The organism is Pseudarthrobacter sp. NPDC092419 (genome assembly GCF_044755045.1).
Taxonomy (GTDB): Bacteria; Actinomycetota; Actinomycetes; order Actinomycetales; family Micrococcaceae; genus Arthrobacter.
Window position 1 is genome coordinate 83285 of the sequence record NZ_JBIVQF010000002.1, and the last position, 20429, is coordinate 103713.

Genomic DNA, 20429 nt, shown 5'->3' on the forward strand with positions numbered 1-20429 from the left:
AGCGTCGGCAACGGCCAAGGCCTCCGGTAGATCCAGCCGCGCCACGCAGTCCAGGACGGTCTGGACGAGTGAGGTGACCCGATATCCGCGGTGCTGGACGGTCTCGGCTGGCCAGTGGTGCCGGCGGATGCCGTAAGCGCGCACGCGCTCCAGCCCGGTCAGCCCGGTCTTGGCATCCCGGGCTGCCTTGGTGGTAGGTGCCAGCGTGCCCGCCTTGTGCGGCGAATCAGTAATGGCGTGAATATGGCCGGGAACGCCTGGCCCAGGGAGGCCCCAGATGCGGAGGCCGGTAAGGTAGCAAAACTTCGTCGAGGGATCGAGGGCCGCCACAGCGGTCAGCGTCATCGCGTAGCGTTCCCAAGGCTTCAGTGAGAGCCATGCCTCTTTCGGATAGTAGGCTCCGGTCCTAACCCTGACCAGTGTGCCGGCACGGTACCTGCGGCTCAGGTCGCGGCTGTTCCCCGTGAGGGCGCGGTGTCGACTGGCCAGGATCAGTGTTGGCGGGACGGTGTCGGGCAGCTGGTTGGATGGCATGGTCCCATGCTGGGCACGAGGGACGGCCCGGCCAAGACCGGATCCTGCGGATGTGGACAAATGGTGACAAATCCCCGCGGGACGGTCTTTTCCCCTGGTAACGCGGCGGGGATTTGTCCACGCCGGGGGGGAACTCCCAGTTTCGCGAACGGGAACCCCGGAGGTTAACACTCACACCGGGGATAACCTGTGGGTATTAACCAGCTGTTCAACCCGGGTGTGGCCCGCGTCCTAGCGGCTGTGTGGGGTGTCTGCTCTACTGGATGAATGACAACAGTGACTGAAACTTCAGTCGCCGGCAACGATGACCGGCGAGACACCACAAACAACCTCAACGGCCGCAAGCTCATGGTCGCCCTCGACGTGGACGGCACCCTGGTGGACCATGACGGCCACATGTCCCCGGGCGTCCGGCAGGCAGCGCAGGCCGTAGTCGCGGCCGGACATGACGTGCTGGTGGCCACCGGCCGGTCCCTGAACGCCACCCTGCCCATCATCGAAAAAATCGGCATAGACCGCGGCTATGCCGTCTGCTGCAACGGCGGTGTGACCCTCCGGCTGCACCCCGAACTGGACGGCGGCTACGAGGTTATCCACAAGGCCACATTCGATCCCGCCCCCGCCCTGCGCGCCCTCCGTGAGCGGCTCCCTTCGGCCAAATACGCGCTGGAGGATGAAGACGGCAACTTCCTCTCCACGGAGCGGTTCCAGGACGCGAGCTTCGGCGTGGAGGCCGTGGGCGTGGACTTCCACACCATGCTCGAGGCCACTGCCGTGCGCGTGGTGGTCTTCAGCACCGAGAACACGCCGGAGGAGTTCAACGAGGCCATCCGGCAGATCGGCCTGGCCGGCGTCACGTACTCCGTGGGCTGGACCGCCTGGCTGGACATCGCCGCCGCCGGGGTTACCAAGGCCAGCGCCCTCGAGGAGCTCCGGGTGCGCCTCGGCGTCGAACAGCACCTGACGGTGGCTATCGGCGACGGACGGAACGACATCGAGATGCTTACCTGGGCAGGACGCGGCGTGGCCATGGGCCAGGCGCCGGAGGAAGTGCTCGCCGCCGCGGACGAGGTCACCCACTCCGTGTACGACGACGGCGCCGCCCACGTGCTGCGCAGCCTCGTCTAGCGTCGGGGTACAGGCAGTCCACACACCGGGCGCGGTCGCTTGATAGATGCAGGCAATCCCCATACGTTGGGAAAGATCGGTGCGAGTAGTTCGGCAACGCCGGGGTACGGGACCACTTGAACAACACACCCGGGAGGTTCTGCCGGAAGGCGGAACACCCTGCGAAGGAGACGTCTGTGCGGCAATCAAGTTCCGAAGAAGACCTTTCGATCGACAGCATTGCCGTTGAGCCCGGCGAGCTCGAACCGGGAGCGACCGAGGCCGGGGACATTACGTACGACGAGCAGTTCTACCCGGCCCGTCCCAAGGCGCTGAGGCCGGTGGCACGCCGTCGCCAATTCTTTGCCGACCGGCCTTCCCTGGAATTCGATGGCCGCAACGCCGCGTACGTGGAGTGGCTGCGAAACCAGGCGATGCTCGGCGACGCGAACGTGATGGCCCGCCAGCTTTCCGGCCAGGCGAGCATGTGGCAAAACTCCTACGCGCACCCCAACCCGCGGGCCGCCGTCGAACGCGCCCCCGTCTGGTTCACCGCCTACCCGCTGTCCTTCATCACCCGGCCGGGGCAGTCCTTCCTGGCGGCGCTGGGCGACCCGGAGCTGTGGGAGGCGTTCCGCGAGATCGGCATCCGCGGCCTGCACACCGGCCCGGTCAAGCTGGCCGGCGGCATCCAGGGCTGGGCGCAGACCCCCAGCGTGGACGGTCACTTCGACCGCATCAGCATGGCGATCGATCCTGTGTTTGGCACCGAGGACGAGTTCCGGCGCATGTGCGAAGTCGCGGCGGACCACGAGGGCACGGTGATTGATGACATTGTCCCAGGCCACACGGGCAAGGGTGCGGATTTCAGGCTTGCCGAGATGAACTTCCGGGATTACCCGGGCATCTACCACATGATCGACATCCCGCAGGAGGACTGGAACCTGCTGCCGGACGTCCCCGAGGGCCAGGATTCGGTGAATATCAGTCCCGACGCGGAGAAGGCCCTGCAGAAGGCCGGTTACATCATCGGCCGGCTGCAGCGCGTGATCTTCTACGAGCCCGGCGTCAAGGAAACCAACTGGAGCGCCACGCGGCCCATCGTGGGCACGGACGGCAAGACCCGGCGCTGGGTCTACCTGCACTACTTCAAGGCCGGCCAGCCCTCCATCAACTGGCTGGACCCCACGTTCGCCGGCATGCGCCTGGTGGTGGGCGACGCCCTGCACTCCCTGTTGGACCTGGGAACCGGGGCGCTGCGCCTGGACGCCAACGGCTTCCTGGGCGTGGAAAAGAGCGCCGAGGAGGAGCCAGGCTGGTCCGAGGGCCACCCCCTGTCCGAGGCCGCCAACCAGCTGATCGGGTCCATGATCCGCAAGGTGGGCGGGTTCTCGTTCCAGGAACTGAACCTGACCATTGACGACATCAAAGCCACCTCCGAGAGCGGGCCGGACCTGTCCTACGACTTCATCACCCGGCCCGCGTACCACTACGCACTGGTCACCGCGGATACCGAATTCCTCCGCCTCACCCTCAAGCTCTCCATGGACATCGGTGTGGACCAGGCGTCCCTGGTGCATGCCCTGCAGAACCACGACGAGCTCACCTACGAGCTGGTGCACTTCGCCGCCGGGCATAAGGATGACGTCTTCGAACTCCACGGCGAGGAACTCACCGGAGCCGAGGTGGCCGAGCACGTCCAGCAGACCCTGCGCGAGCGCCTCACCGGGGAAGCCACCCCGTACAACGCGCTGTTCACCACCAACGGGATCGCCTGCACCACGGTCAGCTTCATCATGGCTTCCCTGGGCATCCAGGATCCGGACAACCTGACCCCGGAGCAGGAAACCCAGGTCATGGACATCCACATCCTGCTGTCCATGTACAACGCGCTCCAGCCCGGCGTATTCGCCCTCTCCGGCTGGGACCTCACCGGCATCACGGCCCTGGACCGGGAAAAGGTCCGCGAGCTTACCGTCCAGGGCGATACCCGCTGGATCAACCGCGGCGCCCACGACCTCATGGGCACCAGCCCCGAGGCGGAGGCGTCCTCCGCCGGCATGCCCCGCGCCCGCAGCCTTTACGGTCCGGTGCCCGAACAGCTCGGCAACCCGGACTCGTTTGCCCGGCGCCTGCAAAAGATCCTGACGGTGCGGGAACAGTCCGGGGTGGCTACCAGCACGCTGCTGGACGTGCCGGACGTGTCCAACCGGGCTCTCCTGGTCCTGGTCAACCAGCTCCAGGACGGCATGCTCCAGGCCACGGTGCTGAACTTTTCCGGACAGGACATCGCCGGCAGCATCCAGTCGTCGCACCTGGTGCCGGGCTCCACGGTCCACGACCTCTTCACCGGAGAACAGGTGGGCCAGGTGGACGACCTGCACAGCTTCTTCCTGGAACTTCCGGCCTACGGTGGCACGGCCCTGGTGCTCAAAGACGCGCCCGAAGAGGAACCGGAGACGGATTCCGCTTCGTAATCCACGGCCTGCACAGGGCAGAATGTTTGCCATGACCCTGACTACGTTCGCCCTCATCCGCCACGGCCAGACCGACTGGAACGCCGAACGGCGGCTGCAGGGGGCAACGGACATCCCGCTGAACGACGTCGGCCGCGGGCAGGCGCGCGACGCCGTCGCTGCCCTTGCGCCTTACCAATGGGACGCCGTCGTCTCCTCCCCGCTGAGCCGCGCGGCGGAGACGGCGGACCTGATCGCCGAAGGTCTGGGCCTCACCGTGGCGCGGCGCGTCCCGGAACTGACGGAGCGCAGCTTCGGCCCGGCGGAGGGCATGCAGGCCGGTCCCGAGCTGGAGGCGCTGCGCGTGCCTGGCGGGTTCCGCGGCGCCGAAAGCGAGGACGACGCCGCGGCGCGCGGCCTGGGTGCGCTGGAGGAGCTGGCCGAGGAGTTCCGCGGCAGGCGCCTCCTGGTGGTCACGCACGGGACGCTGCTCCGGGTGAGCCTCAGCCGTGCCACCGGCCGCACGCTGGCCAGCGTGGACAACGCCGTGCTCAACCTGGCACACCACCACGCCATCCAGGGCTGGCATTTGGAATACTTCAACGGCGAACCGGTGATGGCGGCCACCGGAAGCTAGCAGGACCTTAGCGGACTTCGAGGATCAGCCCGAAGAGCCGTGCGGCGGCGGGCCGGGCTGCGTGTTCCTCGTGCCACTGCGCCCGGGCCAGGGCCTTGCTGACGGCCTGCGTGGTGATGCCCAGTTCCTGTGCGACGGCCTTTTGCTGCCCCCGGACGCCGGGCGTCAGCAGGTCCAGAACCCGCCATTCAGCCGTAGACCGGTCATGCACAATGTGGCCCAGGAGCCGGAGCACTGCCTCGGCCTCGTGGGATATGTCCGCGAGGGGTCCCTCCACGGCCACCGGAACCCGTTCCCTGGTGCTGCGCAGCCGGTCCACGGCCCGGCGGGCATACACCAGCCCGTGTCCGGTGGCGTCCCGGATCAGGTTGGGCAGCGGCTCGTTCACCGGGCCGACGCCGATCCCCACGTACCAGGACCCGCAGCGCAGGGCGATCAGCGCCGCTTCCACTGCCTGGTGCGGGCAGTCCACGATGCCCTGGACCTCATCCTCGACGGAGCGGTCGAAATCCAGTCGCGCAGGAATGTGCCGCAGGTCCCTCAACAGCTGGGGGACCAGGTCGCCGTCGCGCCTGCTGTCCGTCTGGTTGATGGTCAAGGTGAACATTGCACCAAAGACTACCCGCAGGTAGGTAAAGGAAGGCAAGCAGGGTTGCCCCTGACCTTGGCATCTGGTGCGATGGGGGAGTGCCGCCGACAGCGGCGGACGCAATGTGAGGATGGTTATGGCCGGCAGCATGGGGCAGGACGAACTGGAGCTCGTGGACCGCTGGTGGCGCGCGGCCAACTACCTGTCGGTGGGGCAGATCTACCTCCGGACAAACGCCCTGCTGCGCGAACCGCTCAAGCCGGAACACACCAAGTCCCGCCTGCTGGGCCACTGGGGTACCACCCCCGGCCTGAACTTCGTCTACGCGCACCTCAACCGCGTAATTCGCCGCGACTCAGCCGGGATGCTCTTCGTGGCAGGTCCCGGCCACGGGGGTCCCGCCGTCGTGGCGAATGCCTGGCTGGAGGGCACCTACTCGGAGGTCTACGGCCACGTGGGCCGGGACGAGGACGGCCTCGCGGAACTGTTCCGCCAGTTCTCCTACCCGGGCGGAATCCCCAGCCACGCCGCCCCGGAAACCCCGGGCTCCATCAGCGAGGGCGGCGAACTGGGATATTCGCTCGCTCATGCGTACGGGGCGGTGCTGGACAACCCTGAGCTGGTGGCCGCCGTCGTGATCGGTGACGGCGAGGCGGAAACCGGGCCACTGGCGGCCAGCTGGCACTCGCACACCTTCCTGGATCCCGTGGCGGACGGCGCCGTGCTGCCCATCCTGCACCTGAACGGCTACAAAATCGCCAACCCCACCGTCTTGGCGCGCATGCCCCGTACCCAGCTGGAGCAGCTGATGCGCGGCTACGGGCACGAACCGTACTTCGTGGAGGTGGAAGACCCTGACGCCACGGAGCAGGCGCACCGCGACTTCGCGGCAGCTCTGGAGCACTGTTTGGCGGACATCCGGGCCATCCAGGACGCCCACCGGAAGGGTTCCGCCGACGGGGAGGGCGCGCGGCGCTGGCCGATGATCGTGCTGCGCTCGCCTAAGGGCTGGACCGGCCCGCGCATGGTGGACGGCCTGCAGGTGGAGGGCACCTGGCGCAGCCACCAGGTCCCGTTGTCGGAGGTGCGGACCGACGAGGAGCACCTGCGGCAGCTGGAGGAATGGCTGCGCTCCTACCGTCCCGAGGAATTGTTCGACGGCGGCGGCCGGCTTCGCTCCGACGTCGCCCGCGCTGCTCCGCAGGGTGACCTGCGGATGAGCGCTACCCCGCACGCGAACGGCGGCCTGCTGCGGCGGGCGCTGAAGCTGCCCGCGTACCGGGACCACGCCGTCGAGGTTTCCCGCCCGGGGACCGAGCGCGTCAGCCCCATGATCACGCTCGGCGGGTGGATGCGGGACGTCATTGCGCAGAACATGGCGAATTTCCGGCTGTTCGGGCCGGATGAGACCGCGTCGAACCGGCTTCAGGACGTTTACGAGGCGACCGACAAGGTGTGGCAGTACAGGATTGACGACGGCGACGAGCACCTTGCACGGTCCGGCCGGGTCATGGAGGTGCTCAGCGAGCACCTGTGCCAGGGCTGGCTGGAGGGGTACCTGCTGACCGGGCGGCACGGCGTCTTCAACTGCTACGAGGCGTTCATCCACATTGTCGATTCGATGTTCAACCAGCACGCCAAGTGGCTGAAGGTGCACCGGCAGCTGCCATGGCGGATGCCGGTGCCGTCGCTGAACTACCTGCTGTCCTCGCACGTCTGGCAGCAGGACCACAACGGGTTCTCGCACCAGGACCCCGGGTTCATCGACCACGCCGTGAACAAGAAGGCCGAGGTCATCCGGGTGTACCTGCCGCCGGACGCGAACACGCTGTTGTGCGTGATGGAGCACTGCCTGGCGTCCACGGATTACGTGAACATCGTGGTCAGCGGCAAGCAGCCCTCGCCCACCTGGCTGGGGCCCGTTGAAGCAGCGCAGCACTGCCGCCGCGGGCTGGGGATCTGGACGTTTGCAGGTTCCGAAATCGCGGGGGAGGAGCCCGACGTCGTCCTCGCCTGCGCAGGCGACGTGCCCACGGTGGAGACCGTCGCCGCGGCTGCACTGCTGCGGGAAGGTGCGCCCGAGCTGAAGGTTCGCGTGGTCAACGTCGTGGACCTGATGCGGCTCCAGGACTCCAGCGAGCACCCGCACGGACTGACCGCCCGCGATTTCGACGGGATTTTCACCGCGGACAAGCCGATCATCTTCGCCTATCACGGCTATCCGGCGCTCATCCACCGGCTGGCCTACCGCCGCACCAACCAGGACGGGCTCCACGTGCGCGGGTACAAGGAAGAGGGGACCACCACCACGCCGTTCGACATGGCTATGCTCAACGGGATCGACCGGTTCCAGCTCGCCATCGACGCCATCGACCGGGTGCCGGGCCTCGCTGCCCGGCGCGCCCTCCTGCGGCAGGAGCTCCAGGACCGGCGTAACCGGGCACGCCAGCACACCCGCACCCACGGCGAGGACCCGGAGGAGATCCGCGACTGGACCCTTGCCGCGAAAATCGAGGGCTGAGGCGGCCCAGGGTCAGGCGGCTTTGAACCCAAGCGCACCGGCGATGCCGCCGGACCCGGGAAGCTCGGCCCCGGCTGCGAACCCGGCCCACAACGCACGCAGCTCCCGGCCGACGCGGTCCACTTCTTCCCACTCTGCGCCGGCAATCAGCCCCACGCCCTCCCACGTCTTCCGGGTGCCCAGGAGCAGCGGCAGGTCGATGGTGTGGGCCGCCCCGAAAATGTTCCCCGGGGCGTGCCAGTGCAGGATGTAGCGGTGTGCGTGCCCGCCGGCCCGCACGTGCCGCCGGGCGAACCTGCGCGTAGCGCGGCCGTATACGGTTTCCGTGACCAGCCAGTTGACGGCGCGCAGCAGTGGAAGCCCTGCCAGCGGCACCCGGGCAAGCCTGCTCAGGTACGGGCTGCGCGGCAGGAACAGCCTGGCTTCACCTGTGGTGTGTCCGATCAGCACGTCGATGTCCGGCGCGGAGCGGTCCCAGGCGGCCTCGATGCCGCTTTCTTCCGGCAGCGGCGCATGTCCGTACTGCGTGCCGAAGGGCATTGCCGCCAGCATGCCGAACTTCCGCGCCACCTGGGCAACCTCGGCTTCGCGGGCCACCACGTCCATGGCCGGTGTGTCGTCCGTGACGGAGTCCGCGGCGATGCCCATGGCGTGGTTCATCTTGGCCCGGCCCCGGGCAATCCCCAGCGGAGCGCTTTGGATGATGGCCCGCTGGAACAGCGACGGCGCCTCGGGCATGGCCATCAGGTGCGCGATCGCGTCACCGCCGGCGGACTGGCCGAAGGCGGTGACCCGGTCGGGGTCGCCGCCAAAGGCCGCAATGTTCCGCCGGACCCAGCGGAATGCCTCGAGCTGGTCTAACAGACCCAGGTTTCCGGGGCGCCCGTTATGTGTGCCCAGGAAGCCGAATAGCCCCAGCCGGTAGGTCACCGACACCACGATGACCCGGTTCTCGGCCACCAGCCGGGCGGGGTCAAAGATGGCCAGGTCCCCGGATCCGGTGGTGTAGGAACCGCCGTGGATCCACACCATGACCGGGAGCCGTTCCCCGGCAGCAAGGTCGCCGGGCATGGTGATGGAAAGGTTCTGGCAGTCCTCGCTGCCCGGAAGCTCGCCGTACCTGGTGCCAAGGACGTCGTCGAGGAAGGGAACCGGGCCCTGCGGGCAGGCCGGCGCAGGAGAGGTCGCGGGGTAAACGGCAGTCCAGTCAGCCGCGGGCGACGGCGGCTGGAAACGGGCCGCCGTGGCGTACGGGATCCCGCTTGCGCGGATGACGTCCCCGTCGCGCCAGCCCTCAACGGGGCCGCACGGCGGGTGGAACAACAGCTGGGAGGTCAGGACTGGCTCGTTTCATTGGAGCGGACAACAGAAATCCCCGTCTCCCGGACAATTCCCCCACGCGTTAGGCGGGGATTTGTCCGGGAGGCGGGGATTTAGTGGCGAAGTCAGTGGCCGGTCGGCACGTAACGCTTGATGGAGGCCTCCAGCTCCGCCTCGGCGGCGGCACGGTCGCCCCAGCCCTCGGCCTTGACCCACTTGCCTGGCTCCAGGTCCTTGTAGCGGGTGAAGAAGTGCTCGATTTCCTTGATCAGGAATTCGTTGACGTCGCTGACTTCCTGGATGTGGTCAAAGCGGGCATCCACGGGGACGCAGAGGATCTTGGCATCTCCGCCGCCGTCGTCGGTCATGTTGAAGACGCCGATGGGGCGGGACTCGACGATGACGCCCGGGTGCAGGTCGAAGTCCTGCAGGAGCACCAGCGCGTCCAAGGGGTCGCCGTCCTCGCCGAGGGTGTTTTCGAAGTACCCGTAGTGGGTGGGGTACTGCATGGCAGTGAACAGGACGCGGTCCAGGCGGACGCGGCCGGTCTCGTGGTCGACTTCGTACTTGACGCGGGACCCCTTGGGGATCTCGATGGTCACGTCGTGCTTCATGGAATGCTCCTCGGCAGTTGCGGGGGTTCGCGGCATCCTGACGCCTGCCAGAAGGGAGTGTCCGTGCCGCCGACTATTATTGAGGATATAGCGAGAGGCCCTGGAATCAGGAACTTGTGGGGATATTTCAGGACTGAGGACCAGCACCAGCATGACCAAAACAACCGGCCGGGAACTGCGGCGTGACCGCGGCCGCCGGACCCTCAGTGGCCTCCCCGCCGTTCTTCGCCGCGCCTGGCCGCCCGCCGTGCTGCTGGTGCTCCTGACCGCCCTCCTCGCACCCGCGGCCATCGAACTGGCGCCCGGTTTCACGGGGCCTGCGCCGCAGACCGCTCCGTCGGTCCCGGCCTGGCACCAGGCCCCCGCCTCGCTCACCGCCCGCACCGGCCTTTCGGCCCTCGAAGCCGGTGCTCCGCTTCCGGCCGCCGCGGCCGTGCGCACGCAGGTTGATCCTTTGTTAAAGCCCGACGGCGGCGGCACCTTCACAGGGTTCGTCCAGGATGCGCTCACGGGCCAGGTCCTGTTTGACCGGGGCGGTTCAGCCGGCAGGGTGCCGGCCTCCAACATGAAGCTCCTCACCGCTGTTGCGGCGCTGCGGTCGCTCGGCCCGGAGCGCCGGTTCTCCACCAGCGTGGTGGCCGGGTCCCGGCCGGGCCAGGTGGTTCTGATGGGCGGCGGCGATGTCCTGCTGGGGGCGGGGAACTCCACGCCGAACGCCGTCATGGGCCGGGCCGGCCTCGCCACCCTGGCGGAACAGACCGTCGAATCGCTGCGGACCTCGGGCGCCGCCGGGAAGATTGCGGTACTGCTTGATGATTCGCTGTTCACCGGCCCTGCCCTGAACCCCGCCTGGGACGCCGGCGATGTCGAGGCCGGGGAAGTGGCGCCGCTGTACCCGCTGGCGCTGAACTCGGCCCGGTACGACCCCCAAGTCGTCACCGGCCCCCGGCCGCAGGACGCCGCGTTGACCGCCGCCGGTGTGTTCGCTGACCTGGTGCGCACGAAAGGCAAGGCCGCGGGACTGGCTGTGGCAGCCGGCGTCGTGCGCGTTCCTGCCATGGCGGCCGGCGCACCGGAAACGCGGGAAACCCTGGCGGAGGTGGAATCTGCCACCGTTGCCGAGCAGGTGGGCTGGATGCTGCAGACGTCCGACAACTACCTGGCGGAGACGTTGGGCAGGATGGCTGCCGTGGCGGACGGACTGGCCGGAAGCTATGACGCGGCCACGGCCGTGGTCCGCACGCAGGTGGGGGAAGCCGGCATCCCGACCGGCGCCATGAACCTGGCGGACGTGTCCGGATTGGCCATGGAAAACCAGGTCTCGGCACGGCAGGTTGCGGAGGTGGTCCGCGCCATCACGTCCGGCACGGACCCGAGGCTCCGCGCCGCACTGGGCGGTTTTCCCGTCGCTGGCCTCACCGGGACGCTGGACACCCGGTACGGCGACGATGCCACCGGGTATGGAGCCGGCCTGGTCCGCGCCAAGACCGGAACGCTGAACACCGTGCTGGCCCTCAGCGGCTACGTGGTGGACGCGGACGGTCGGCTGCTGGTGTTTTCATTCATCGGGAACGGGCTGACGCCCGGCGCCGCCGGAAATAAGGCAGCGATGGACCAGGCTGCCACGGCGCTCGCGGCCTGCGGTTGCCGGTAGCTCCACGTTGCCGTGCGGGAACGGCCGGTGCTGTGTTCTGATGGGAGGCATGGAGTCCACTGAGCGTGAGTCGTCAGCCCAGGCCTTGTCCAACCCGGCCCAGGCGTTGATCAACTGGGACCTCGCGGCCTCGGCTGCCGCGCGGCTTGCCCCCGCCGGCCCCGTGCTGAACCAGGCGGAAATCGGCGAGGCGGTAGAGAGCCTGCGCCGGGCCGCCGATGAATCCGTGGGCCACGTCCACCAGATCACCGGACTGGAAGCGGCGCGGGACCTGCGGGATTCGTCCGTGCTGATTGTGGACCGCGCCTCCTGGTCCAAGGCCAATACCCAGAGCTTCGCCGTGATGCTCAAACCGGCCATGGAGAAGATGCTGGCGAACCGCCGCGGCACCGTGAGCCCGTCGGCGGCGAGCGTGAGCGGTGCCATCACCGGCAGCCAGCTCGGTGCCATCCTCGCGTTCCTGTCCAGCAAGGTCCTGGGCCAGTACGATCCGTTCTCTGCGCTCGCCGAAAACTCCCACGGCCCCGCGGGCGGCCGGCTGCTGCTCGTGGCACCGAACATCGTTGCGGTGGAACGCGAGCTCAACGTCACCCCGGAGGATTTCCGGCTGTGGGTGTGCCTGCACGAACAGACCCACCGGGTGCAGTTCGCCGCCGCGCCGTGGCTCCGGGACCACATGCTGGACCAGATCGAGGAGCTCAGCGAACACCTCCTGGGCAACGTCGATTCCCTGATGGAACGCGCCACCGCAGCCGCCCGCTCGCTGAAAGACCGGTCCGCGTCCGGCGACACCCCCGGCCGCGGCGCCATCCTGGACCTGTTGCAGGACCCGGAGGAGAAGGCCGCGATTTCGCACCTGACTGCTGTGATGAGCCTGCTGGAGGGCCACGCCAATGTGGTGATGGATGCCGTGGACGCCAGCATCGTGCCGTCCGTGAAGACCATCCGACAGCGCTTCAACGCCCGCGGCAAGGACCGGGGCATCATCGAAAAGTTCATCCGCAGCCTGCTGGGTCTTGACGCGAAGATGCGGCAGTACTCGGATGGTGCCCGGTTTGTGCGCGCTGTGGTGGACGTTGCCGGGATGGAGGGTTTCAACAAGGTCTGGGAGTCTGCGGACCACTTGCCCACCGAACCGGAAATCCACGATGCCAAGCTCTGGCTCGAGCGGATGGGCCTCTAATTGCCCGAGCTTCCTCCATACGTTCAAAAAGCTGGACAAGCCAAACAAAGTGGACGACGGCGGCCCGGCCGGTTGGCGCCGGTCGTCGGCACCGCGCGCAAAATGGTCCAGGACGCCTTGGCGCAGGCGGGCTATCCGGCGCACGTAGTAGTTGCCTGCAGCGGCGGGCCGGACTCGCTGGCGCTCGCCGCCGTCGCAGGCTACTTCGCCCGCCGTGGGCACGTTGACGGGCACCCCGTCACCGTGGGTGCCGTCGTGGTGGACCACCAGCTGCAGGAGGGTTCGGCGCGGGTTGCCGCCCGGACCGCGCAGGTGCTCACAGAGCTGGGACTGGCCCCCGTGGAGGTGCGGACCGTGACCGTTGCGGCCACGGGGATTGGCCCCGAAGCGGCGGCGCGGGACGCCCGCCACGCTGCCCTCAAGGCGGCGGCGGAGGAGCAGGGCGCGTCCGCCATTCTTCTCGGCCACACCCTGGATGACCAGGCCGAGCAGGTCCTCCTGGGCCTCGCGCGCGGCTCGGGCACCCGTTCGCTGGCCGGGATGAGGCCGGCGCGCGGCAGCCTGCTGCGCCCGTTCCTGGGCTTGCGCCGGGCGGACACCGAGGACATCTGCGCGGTGGAAGAGCTCGAACCCTGGCACGATCCCACCAACCGTGACCCCGCCTTCGCCCGGTCCCGGACCCGCGTGGAGGTCCTCCCGCACCTGGAGGAGAAGCTGGGTCCCGGCGTGGCCGAATCGCTGGCCAGGACCGCGTCCATCCTCCAGCTCGACGCCGACTACCTGGATGATGTGGCCGAAACCACCTTCGCGTCGCTGGCGGCGCGGAACGGCCGGGAATTGAGCCTCCCGGAGGATGAACTGCGGGCTCTGGCGCCGGCCATCAGGTTCCGGGTCATCGCCAAGGCAGCGGCCGACGTCGGCGGGCAGCAGCCGGGCTACCAGCGCCTTTTGGCGGCGGAGGCGCTGCTGCGGCGGCAGGGTTCGGCAGGTCCGGTGGAGCTTCCGGGCGGGGTCAGCGTGTACCGGTTGTCGCTCGCCGAGCTGGAGGCCGCGCCGGCACCGGACGGGTCGGCTGGGGCTGGCGCTGTTCCCCGCGGGGGCGCACGCTGTGGGAAGCTAGTATTCCGGCCTCAAAAACCGCCCCGAAAATAGTCGCACACCCCGCATCTACACAGGAGCCATTGGTGGATTCTAACGACGTCCAGGCAGACCTCAAGCACGTTCTCTACACCAAGGAACAGATCCAGCAGCGGATTGGAGAACTCGCTGCCCAGATCGACAAGGACTACGAAGGCCGCGAACTGCTCATCGTGGGCGTGCTCAAGGGTGCGGTGATGGTCATGGCCGACCTGGCGCGTGCCCTGCACAGCCACGTATCGATGGACTGGATGGCGGTGTCCTCCTACGGTTCGGGCACCCAGTCCTCGGGCGTGGTCCGCATCCTCAAGGACCTGGACACGGACCTGATGGGCAAGGACGTGCTGATCGTCGAGGACATCATCGACTCCGGCCTCACGCTCTCCTGGCTCAAGACCAACCTGGAATCCCGCGGCACCGCATCCGTGGAAATCTGCACCGCCTTCCGCAAGCCCACGGCCGCCAAGGTGGAAATCGACGTCAAGTACGTGGGCTACGACATCCCCAACGAGTTTGTGGTGGGCTACGGCCTGGACTACGCCGAGAAGTACCGCAACCTGGACTTCGTGGGCACCCTGGCTCCGCACGTCTACGAGTAAACCTCCCCCGGGTGCCGGGTGCCGGGTGCCGGGTGCCGGCATACCGGCCCCGGTCCCTAGGCTCCGGGCACGGGTGTGCCCCGTACGGCGTTGGCAGCCCTGTCTGCGGCGACCTGCCCCTCGGTTCCGGAATCAAGGATTGTATTTTGGGCTGAGCCGGAATCGACCATGACCGCGGTGACGGCCAGGCTGTTCGAGGCCTCGGTCGCCAGCAGGGCATCCACCTGGGCCGAGTAGCACGAGTCGCTGGGCTTGGCGCGGACGTCCACCGCCACCACGTGGTTGCTGGAGACGAAGTTGCCGGTTCCAGCCGCCAGCCGGACGATGACCGGCGTGGTTCCTGCCGGACGGATGCTTTGGGAGTCGATGACCTCGGAGAAGTGGTTCCCGATTACCGAGTTGTGGCTCCCGCTGACACGGAGCAGGCCGAAGAGGTCGTCCAAGCCGTTATCCACCCCCAGGAAGGGTGTCCACGGCTCCTGGTCGCGCAGGAAATGGTTGGTGGCCACGAGGTTTTCCGAGCTGTCCGCGGCGAGGACCACCATCCCGGGGTAGAACGAATGCAGGCGGTTGTTGGTGACGCTGGAACGCCGTACACCGGACAGATGAACGCTGCTCGCGCCGCGGGGGAAAACGTTGTTCGCGGTGACCAGGAGCCCGCCGTGGTTCTCGGCGTAGATCGAGTGTCCTTTGAAGCCGGCTCCCACCAGGTTGTCGCTGATCTTGGATGCCTGCCCCCAGCCGCGCAGTTCGATGCAGCTGCCGCATTCGGCGATGAAGTTGCCATGGATGGACAGTGCGTCCGCGTGGTAGATGGTGAGGGCGTTCTCCAGGTAGACGAACCCCATGCCGGTAATGCGGAATGAATCGTTCGCGCTGGCCACATAGATGCCGGTCTTGCCGTTGACGTAGGTGTTTTCCGGGTGCATATCCGAACCGTCCGGGGCGAAGTGCAGTCCGTCGATGCAGAAGTTGGAGAACTCCACCGAGCTGATCCGCGGGCTACCGCTCCGTTCGATGTAGAAGGCGGCGCCCGGGGCCTCCGTGCCGTCCCCCGCGGACGGGATATCAACGATGATCCGGCTCCCGCCCGGCCACAGCTCATGGAGGTCAGGCCATTCTTCTTCCGGAACGTTGAACCGGATGCTCGATGACGTAAAGCCGTGTCCCGAACCCTCGATGCGCAGGAAGCTGATGTCGATGAGGACCTGCGTGCGGAGGTGGTAGTCCCCGGGCGGAATGTAGATCACCGCGCCCGGTTTGCCGCCGTTGTCCGGATCGCTGGCCGTCTGCCGTTCCTTGATGTCGGCGATGATGCTGTTGATGACTTCACCGACGTCCTTGGCCGGGTTTCCCACGGGCCATGTTGTGACGTCGTAGCAGTTGCTGTTCTGCATGGCTTTCCTTGCTTAGTGGTTTTCAGGACAGTGCTGAGACGGTGAGCTTCAGTATCGTCGCAGGGCCTCCCGCGGCGGACAGCCAGTTCTCCCGTGCTTGCGCGCCGGGGAAGACGAGGTCGGTCAGTACCACCGAGCCGCCCTGGGCGAAGACCTCGACCGAGCAATGATCGACGACGATCTGCAGCTTGAGCACGCCGTCCTTGAGTACCAGCGGGGCTGACTCTGCCGACGCGAACTTCCCATGGAAGCGGGTGTCTCCCGAGCGCCTGCGGTCAAGGACGAGCCGGGAGCTGTCCGGGTCGAAGCGGAGGACGGTGCCCTCGCTCCCGCCCGTGTCTGCGAAGAGCCGGAACTCGATACGCCTGGCATTTCCGGGAAGGATCTCCGCCTCGATGACCTGGGCGTTGCGGGGTTCCGCATCCGGCAGCTGGAAGGAGGAGTCCTGCAGGTCAAAGCTGTCCGCATGCATCAGCGCTTTGAAAGCGGGCTGTTCTTCGTTTGCAGAATGCCCGGCCAGAACCGGCTGCTGGACCAGGCGGGCCGGGCCGTGGGCTGCGGTGAGGCGAACTTCGCGGGCGAGGGTCATTGAGGACCGCCAAGGGGAGGTGGGCAGCTGGTTGGCGTAGTCCCAGTTGTTCATCCAGCCGATGATGATGCGTCGGCCGTCCGGGAGGTTGCTGAAGGATACCGAGGCGTAGCAGTCGCGTCCCCAGTCCAGCCACAGGCATTGCTGCAGGGCTGCGGCGGCCTTGATGGAATCCAGGGCGCTGACTCCATCCGGCGCAGCCAGTGAACCGGGGTCCGGAATGAACCGCACGCCGTCGAACTGCCCCACGAAGTACTGGCCGCCGGAACCTCCCGCCACCGCGCCCGGGTTGACGTTGACGATCAGCACCCACTTGAGGTTGTCCGGGTCACCGTCCACTGCCAGGGGAAAGAGGTCAGGGCACTCCCATTCACCCTGGTCTGCATTGGCCGGGCCGAAGCCGCTGAGAAACTCCCAGGATTTCAGGTCCCTGGAACGGTAGAAAACCACTCTTTGGTGCTGGGCCTCGACGGCGGCCATGATCCACCAGGCGCCGTCCTCTCCCTGATAGCGGAACACCTTGGGATCCCGGAAATGCGGAGAGTTTCGGCTGAGGACAGGGTTCCCGCCGTACTTGTGCCACGTCATCCCTCCATCGATGCTGTAGGCCAGGGACTGGGCCTGGGTGCCGCTGTATTCGGCTGTGGCTTTGTAGGCGCTGGTGTAGATGGCCACGAGGGGCGGGGCGTCCGCGGTGCCGAATCCTGAGGTGTTGCCGTGGTCCACCACGACGCTTCCGGAGAAGATGTCCTCCGTTTCGTCGCAGGCGATGGCAACGGGATGTTCCGTCCAGTGCAGCAGGTCCCGGGAGGTGGCGTGGCCCCAGGACATATTGCCCCACACGTTGCCGTACGGGTTGGTCTGGAAGAAAAGGTGGTACAGCCCGTCATGAAAAACCAGTCCATTGGGGTCGTTCAACCAGGTGTCCCTTGCCGTGAAGTGAACGGCCGGCCGGAACCTGGCCGTTTCTGCCGGGCCTGGTTCGAGGCATGCAGCATCAAGGAAGGTGGTCATCGTTGCGGTCCTCTTGGAAGTGGAAGTGGGAGGGGTGGGTGGAAGGGGGTTGCTCTTAGCGCCGGGGAGCCGCAACGGAATCGCGGCTAACCAGGGGACAGCCCAGGATGGTCGGGTGAACGGCCATCAGGGAAAGGTCGGTTTTCCCCTCCACGGCGTCTATCAGGTGCTCGGTGGCCCATGCACCCATTTCGTAGTGGGGCAGGGCCACGGTGGTGAGCCCCGGGTGGAGATTGGCCGCGATCAGCTCCTGGTCATCAAAGCCGACGACGGAAAGATCGTCAGGGATGGCTAGGCCGAGCTCGGCGGCGGCGCGGTAGGCTCCCATGGCCATGCGATCGTTATAGCAGAACAGTGCCGTCGGCACGTCGGCACGGTCGTCCCTGGTCAACATCCGCTTGGCCGCCTCGTAGCCACCGTGCACTTCCGAGACATCGGACTCCACCGGCGCCCCATCGCCGTCGAGCCCTGCCTGATCCAACGTGGCCCGGAAGGCCCGGAGACGCTGGCGCGTGGCGGGGACGTCGTCGGTGTTGTTCAGGAAACCGATCCGCTCGTGCCCCGCCGCCAGGAGGGCCTGCACTGCTGTCCGCGCACCGCCTTCCTCGTCCGGAATCACCGCAGTGATGTCTCCGCCGGTGGCCACCGAGTCCACCAGCACGGAGGGCACGCTGCCCAGGTTGGCCGGTAGCTCCACGTTGCGGTGGTACATGGTGGCGTAGAGGATGCCGTCCACGCGGCGCTCCAGGAGGGCTTCGACGTCGGCCTGCCTTGATTCGAGGCTGGCCGAGCCGGAGGTGTTGATGATCATGAGGCCGTACCCGCGGGCTTTGGCGGCCTCGTCGGCACCCAGGATAATGCGGCCAGCGTGGGGCGTCGTGGCGATGTCTTCGCTCACCAGGCCCAGCATGCCGGTCCGCTGTGTCCGCAGGGCCTGGGCAAGGCGGTTCGGGCCGTAGCCCAATTCCTCCGCTGCGGATCTCACCTTGTCCCTGGTTTCGGGGCTGATCCGGGCGTAGGAAACCTCGTTGAGGACGTGGGAGACAGTTGTCACCGAGACCCCCGCGGCGATGGCCACGTCCTTGATGCCGATGTTCCTGTTGCTCATCTGTGTCCCACGTCCTTATGGTTTGTGATGCCCACTGGGGGTTACCAGTAGGCTACTCGTTTGCTGCCGGCCTAACCTTTGACGGCGCCGAGCGTCATTCCTGCCACGATCCTGCGCTGCAGGAGCAGCGTCAGCACAATTACCGGGATGGAGTACACGGCGGCCAGCGCCGTCATGGATCCCCAGTCCAGGCCGAACTGGGTCTGGAAGTTTGCGATCACCACGGGCGTTGTCTGGGAGCGGATGGCGGTCATCAGGAGGGCGAAGAGGAACTCGTTCCAGGAGGCCAGGAAGGCGAAGATCGCCGTGACCGCGATGCCGCCGGAGACCACCGGGATGACCACCCGCCACAGCGCTCCGAGCCTGCTGCACCCGTCCACGGTCGCCGCCTCCTCCAGGTCCTGCGGAACGGCTTCGAAGAAGCTGGACATCAGCCAGATGGAGAGCGGCAGGGAAATGGTGGTGTGGGCGATGGACAGCGCGATGGGGGTATCGGCCAAGCCCACGGACCCCATCATGGAGGCCAGCGGAATACCGATTGCCACCGGTGGGACCATGCGCGTCACCAGGGCAGCCATGATGAAGATCCGGCCGCTCAGCGTCTTGTACCGGGTGATGCCGTAGGCGGCGGGAACCGCCAGGACCAGGGAGAGCACGGTGCTGATGATTGCCGTCTGGATGCTGTTGATGAACGACGCCGGCACGCCGCTGCGGCCCAGGGCGTTGGCGTAGTTCTCCAGCGTCCATTCCCTTGGAAGGATGGTGGGCGGCACGGCGATGGTGTCGATCGGGGTCTTGAAGGACGTGAACAGCAGGTACAGGAACGGGAATCCGTAGAGAACCATGGCTGCCGCGAGGAGGATCCACAGCAGGGTCCTGGTGCTGCGCCGGCCCGCTTCCAGGCCTTCCCGGTTGGTGCTGCGGCGCTTGCGGGGCGGGACGACGACGGGACGTGCGGAAGGTGCCGCGGCCGCCCCGGCCGGGGTCCCGGCGTCGTGCTTGGCTCGTTCAGCGAGGCGCATCAGGTGTCCTTTCCTGGCCGCCAGATGGTGGCCACCGCGAAGAATGCGACGGCGAGCATCGCCAGCAGGTAGATGGTGCCCATGGCGCTGGCCAGGCCCGGATCGCCGAAGCGGATCATGGTGCGGTAGATCAGCAGGCTCATGGTTTCCGACGCCGATTGCGGGCCGCCGTTGGTCTGGATGAGGATGGTGTCGAAGGCCCTGGCCGCGTCGATGCCGCGGACCACCAGCGCGACGGCGATCACCGGCCGCAGCAGGGGCAGGATGATGCGGAACAGCAGGGCCGGCGCGCGGGCGCCGTCCAGCCGCGCCGCCTCGATGAGGTCGCCAGGGATGTTCTGCAGTCCGGCGAAGAGCACCAGGCACATGAACGAGGTGGTCAGCCAGATGTCCGGAATGGCCACTGAGTAGAGCACGATGCCGGGGTCGGACAGCCAGCCGATCTGGTTGGGGTTGTCCAGGATGCCCGCCTGGTGCAGGAGGGTTCCGATGAGGCCGAAGTTGTCGATCATCAGGAACTTCCACAGCAGCCCTGCCACGATCGGGGCGATCATGAGCGGGTACATGAACACCGTCCGCCAGATCTGGGAGCTGCGGCCCAGCATGGTGAACAGCAGGGCCATGCCCAGGCCAAGGGCGAACTCGAGGGTGACCACCACCAGGGTGTAGGCCAGGGTCCGCCAGCCCGCTCCCGTGAAGGCCTCGGATGCGAAGGCGCGGAAGTAGTTGTCCAGGCCCACGAAGTCGCGGGGGCCGCCGGCGATCGGGGAGATCTTGTAGAAGCTGTCCGCCACCAGGCGGAACAGTGGGAAGGCCACGAATATTGCCAGGAACAGCGCCGCTGGTGTCATCAGGAACAATGCGAAGCGGCGGTCGGAGATGCGCACGGTTTTCTCTTCCGCTGGTTGGGGCCGCGGCCGGCACCGGTGTGTGCAAGTGCCGGCCGCG

The 20429-nt window shown here is 67.2% G+C and carries 16 protein-coding genes; 8 read left to right on the forward strand and 8 right to left on the reverse strand.

The window, feature by feature from the left end:
• Positions 1-801 precede the first annotated feature (801 nt).
• The 3 genes from ACIQC0_RS03750 to ACIQC0_RS03760 all read left to right on the forward strand — a co-directional run bounded on the left by ACIQC0_RS03750 (position 802) and on the right by ACIQC0_RS03760 (position 4734).
• Positions 802-1662, forward strand: coding sequence for an HAD family hydrolase (locus tag ACIQC0_RS03750; protein ID WP_400532722.1), 861 nt, complete (start codon positions 802-804; stop codon positions 1660-1662).
• A 209-nt stretch (positions 1663-1871) separates the two neighbouring features.
• Positions 1872-4118, forward strand: coding sequence for a maltose alpha-D-glucosyltransferase (gene treS, locus ACIQC0_RS03755; protein WP_400533264.1), 2247 nt, complete (start codon positions 1872-1874; stop codon positions 4116-4118).
• Between the two features lie 31 nt (positions 4119-4149).
• Positions 4150-4734 carry a histidine phosphatase family protein gene (locus ACIQC0_RS03760; protein WP_400532724.1) on the forward strand — a complete coding sequence of 195 codons (585 nt, stop codon included), beginning with the start codon at positions 4150-4152 and terminating at the stop codon, positions 4732-4734.
• A gap of 7 nt (positions 4735-4741) precedes the next feature.
• On the opposite strand, the gene ACIQC0_RS03765 is transcribed toward ACIQC0_RS03760, so the two are convergent.
• A complete protein-coding gene (locus ACIQC0_RS03765) occupies positions 4742-5341 on the reverse strand; it encodes a hypothetical protein (protein WP_400532726.1) in 600 nt (199 codons plus the stop codon).
• A gap of 118 nt (positions 5342-5459) precedes the next feature.
• On the opposite strand from ACIQC0_RS03765, the gene ACIQC0_RS03770 reads away from it, so the two are divergent.
• Positions 5460-7844 (forward strand): phosphoketolase, encoded by a 2385-nt coding sequence (locus ACIQC0_RS03770; RefSeq protein ID WP_400532728.1) that lies wholly within the window; start codon positions 5460-5462, stop codon positions 7842-7844.
• Between the two features lie 12 nt (positions 7845-7856).
• On the opposite strand, the gene ACIQC0_RS03775 is transcribed toward ACIQC0_RS03770, so the two are convergent.
• Together ACIQC0_RS03775 and ACIQC0_RS03780 are read right to left on the reverse strand one after the other, a co-directional pair.
• A complete protein-coding gene (locus ACIQC0_RS03775) occupies positions 7857-9167 on the reverse strand; it encodes a carboxylesterase family protein (RefSeq protein WP_400532730.1) in 1311 nt (436 codons plus the stop codon).
• Positions 9168-9289: 122 nt separating this feature from the next.
• On the reverse strand, positions 9290-9778 hold the full coding sequence (locus tag ACIQC0_RS03780) for an inorganic diphosphatase (protein ID WP_013599443.1): 489 nt from the start codon (positions 9776-9778) through the stop codon (positions 9290-9292).
• Between the two features lie 151 nt (positions 9779-9929).
• Between ACIQC0_RS03780 and dacB the strand changes: the two genes are divergently transcribed.
• From dacB to hpt, 4 genes are all read left to right on the forward strand, one after another.
• Complete coding sequence (dacB, locus tag ACIQC0_RS03785) at positions 9930-11432, forward strand: D-alanyl-D-alanine carboxypeptidase/D-alanyl-D-alanine-endopeptidase (RefSeq protein ID WP_377216485.1); 1503 nt, start codon at positions 9930-9932, stop codon at positions 11430-11432.
• A 49-nt stretch (positions 11433-11481) separates the two neighbouring features.
• Positions 11482-12615 (forward strand): zinc-dependent metalloprotease, encoded by a 1134-nt coding sequence (locus tag ACIQC0_RS03790; protein ID WP_400532733.1) that lies wholly within the window; start codon positions 11482-11484, stop codon positions 12613-12615.
• A 102-nt stretch (positions 12616-12717) separates the two neighbouring features.
• Complete coding sequence (gene tilS, locus ACIQC0_RS03795) at positions 12718-13767, forward strand: tRNA lysidine(34) synthetase TilS (RefSeq protein ID WP_377216609.1); 1050 nt, start codon at positions 12718-12720, stop codon at positions 13765-13767.
• A gap of 32 nt (positions 13768-13799) precedes the next feature.
• Positions 13800-14351 carry a hypoxanthine phosphoribosyltransferase gene (hpt, locus tag ACIQC0_RS03800; RefSeq protein ID WP_377216487.1) on the forward strand — a complete coding sequence of 184 codons (552 nt, stop codon included), beginning with the start codon at positions 13800-13802 and terminating at the stop codon, positions 14349-14351.
• Positions 14352-14407: 56 nt separating this feature from the next.
• On the opposite strand, the gene ACIQC0_RS03805 is transcribed toward hpt, so the two are convergent.
• From ACIQC0_RS03805 to ACIQC0_RS03825, 5 genes are all read right to left on the reverse strand, one after another.
• A complete protein-coding gene (locus tag ACIQC0_RS03805) occupies positions 14408-15748 on the reverse strand; it encodes a NosD domain-containing protein (protein WP_400532735.1) in 1341 nt (446 codons plus the stop codon).
• A 22-nt stretch (positions 15749-15770) separates the two neighbouring features.
• Complete coding sequence (locus ACIQC0_RS03810; protein ID WP_400532737.1) at positions 15771-17351, reverse strand: glycoside hydrolase family 32 protein; 1581 nt, start codon at positions 17349-17351, stop codon at positions 15771-15773.
• Between the two features lie 55 nt (positions 17352-17406).
• The gene (locus tag ACIQC0_RS03815) at positions 17407-18459 is read right to left on the reverse strand and encodes a LacI family DNA-binding transcriptional regulator (RefSeq protein WP_400532739.1); all 1053 of its coding nucleotides are present in this window, start codon (positions 18457-18459) and stop codon (positions 17407-17409) included.
• 71 nt (positions 18460-18530) lie between these two features.
• Complete coding sequence (locus ACIQC0_RS03820) at positions 18531-19481, reverse strand: carbohydrate ABC transporter permease (protein ID WP_377216491.1); 951 nt, start codon at positions 19479-19481, stop codon at positions 18531-18533.
• A complete protein-coding gene (locus tag ACIQC0_RS03825) occupies positions 19481-20368 on the reverse strand; it encodes a carbohydrate ABC transporter permease (RefSeq protein ID WP_377216492.1) in 888 nt (295 codons plus the stop codon). The genes ACIQC0_RS03820 and ACIQC0_RS03825 overlap by 1 nt, the downstream gene beginning before the upstream one ends.
• Between the last annotated feature and the right edge of the window lie 61 nt (positions 20369-20429).

Bases quoted from the DNA above. Each gene is read 5' to 3' on its own strand.
- ACIQC0_RS03750 (WP_400532722.1), top strand. From the start codon at position 802: ATGACAACAGTGACTGAAACTTCAGTCGCCGGCAACGATGACCGGCGA.
- ACIQC0_RS03820 (WP_377216491.1), bottom strand. From the start codon at position 19,481: ATGCGCCTCGCTGAACGAGCCAAGCACGACGCCGGGACCCCGGCCGGG.
- ACIQC0_RS03770 (WP_400532728.1), top strand. From the start codon at position 5,460: ATGGCCGGCAGCATGGGGCAGGACGAACTGGAGCTCGTGGACCGCTGG.
- ACIQC0_RS03790 (WP_400532733.1), top strand. From the start codon at position 11,482: ATGGAGTCCACTGAGCGTGAGTCGTCAGCCCAGGCCTTGTCCAACCCG.
- ACIQC0_RS03780 (WP_013599443.1), bottom strand. From the start codon at position 9,778: ATGAAGCACGACGTGACCATCGAGATCCCCAAGGGGTCCCGCGTCAAG.
- tilS (WP_377216609.1), top strand. From the start codon at position 12,718: ATGGTCCAGGACGCCTTGGCGCAGGCGGGCTATCCGGCGCACGTAGTA.
- ACIQC0_RS03805 (WP_400532735.1), bottom strand. From the start codon at position 15,748: ATGCAGAACAGCAACTGCTACGACGTCACAACATGGCCCGTGGGAAAC.
- ACIQC0_RS03815 (WP_400532739.1), bottom strand. From the start codon at position 18,459: ATGAGCAACAGGAACATCGGCATCAAGGACGTGGCCATCGCCGCGGGG.
- ACIQC0_RS03765 (WP_400532726.1), bottom strand. From the start codon at position 5,341: ATGTTCACCTTGACCATCAACCAGACGGACAGCAGGCGCGACGGCGAC.
- ACIQC0_RS03810 (WP_400532737.1), bottom strand. From the start codon at position 17,351: ATGACCACCTTCCTTGATGCTGCATGCCTCGAACCAGGCCCGGCAGAA.
- ACIQC0_RS03760 (WP_400532724.1), top strand. From the start codon at position 4,150: ATGACCCTGACTACGTTCGCCCTCATCCGCCACGGCCAGACCGACTGG.
- dacB (WP_377216485.1), top strand. From the start codon at position 9,930: ATGACCAAAACAACCGGCCGGGAACTGCGGCGTGACCGCGGCCGCCGG.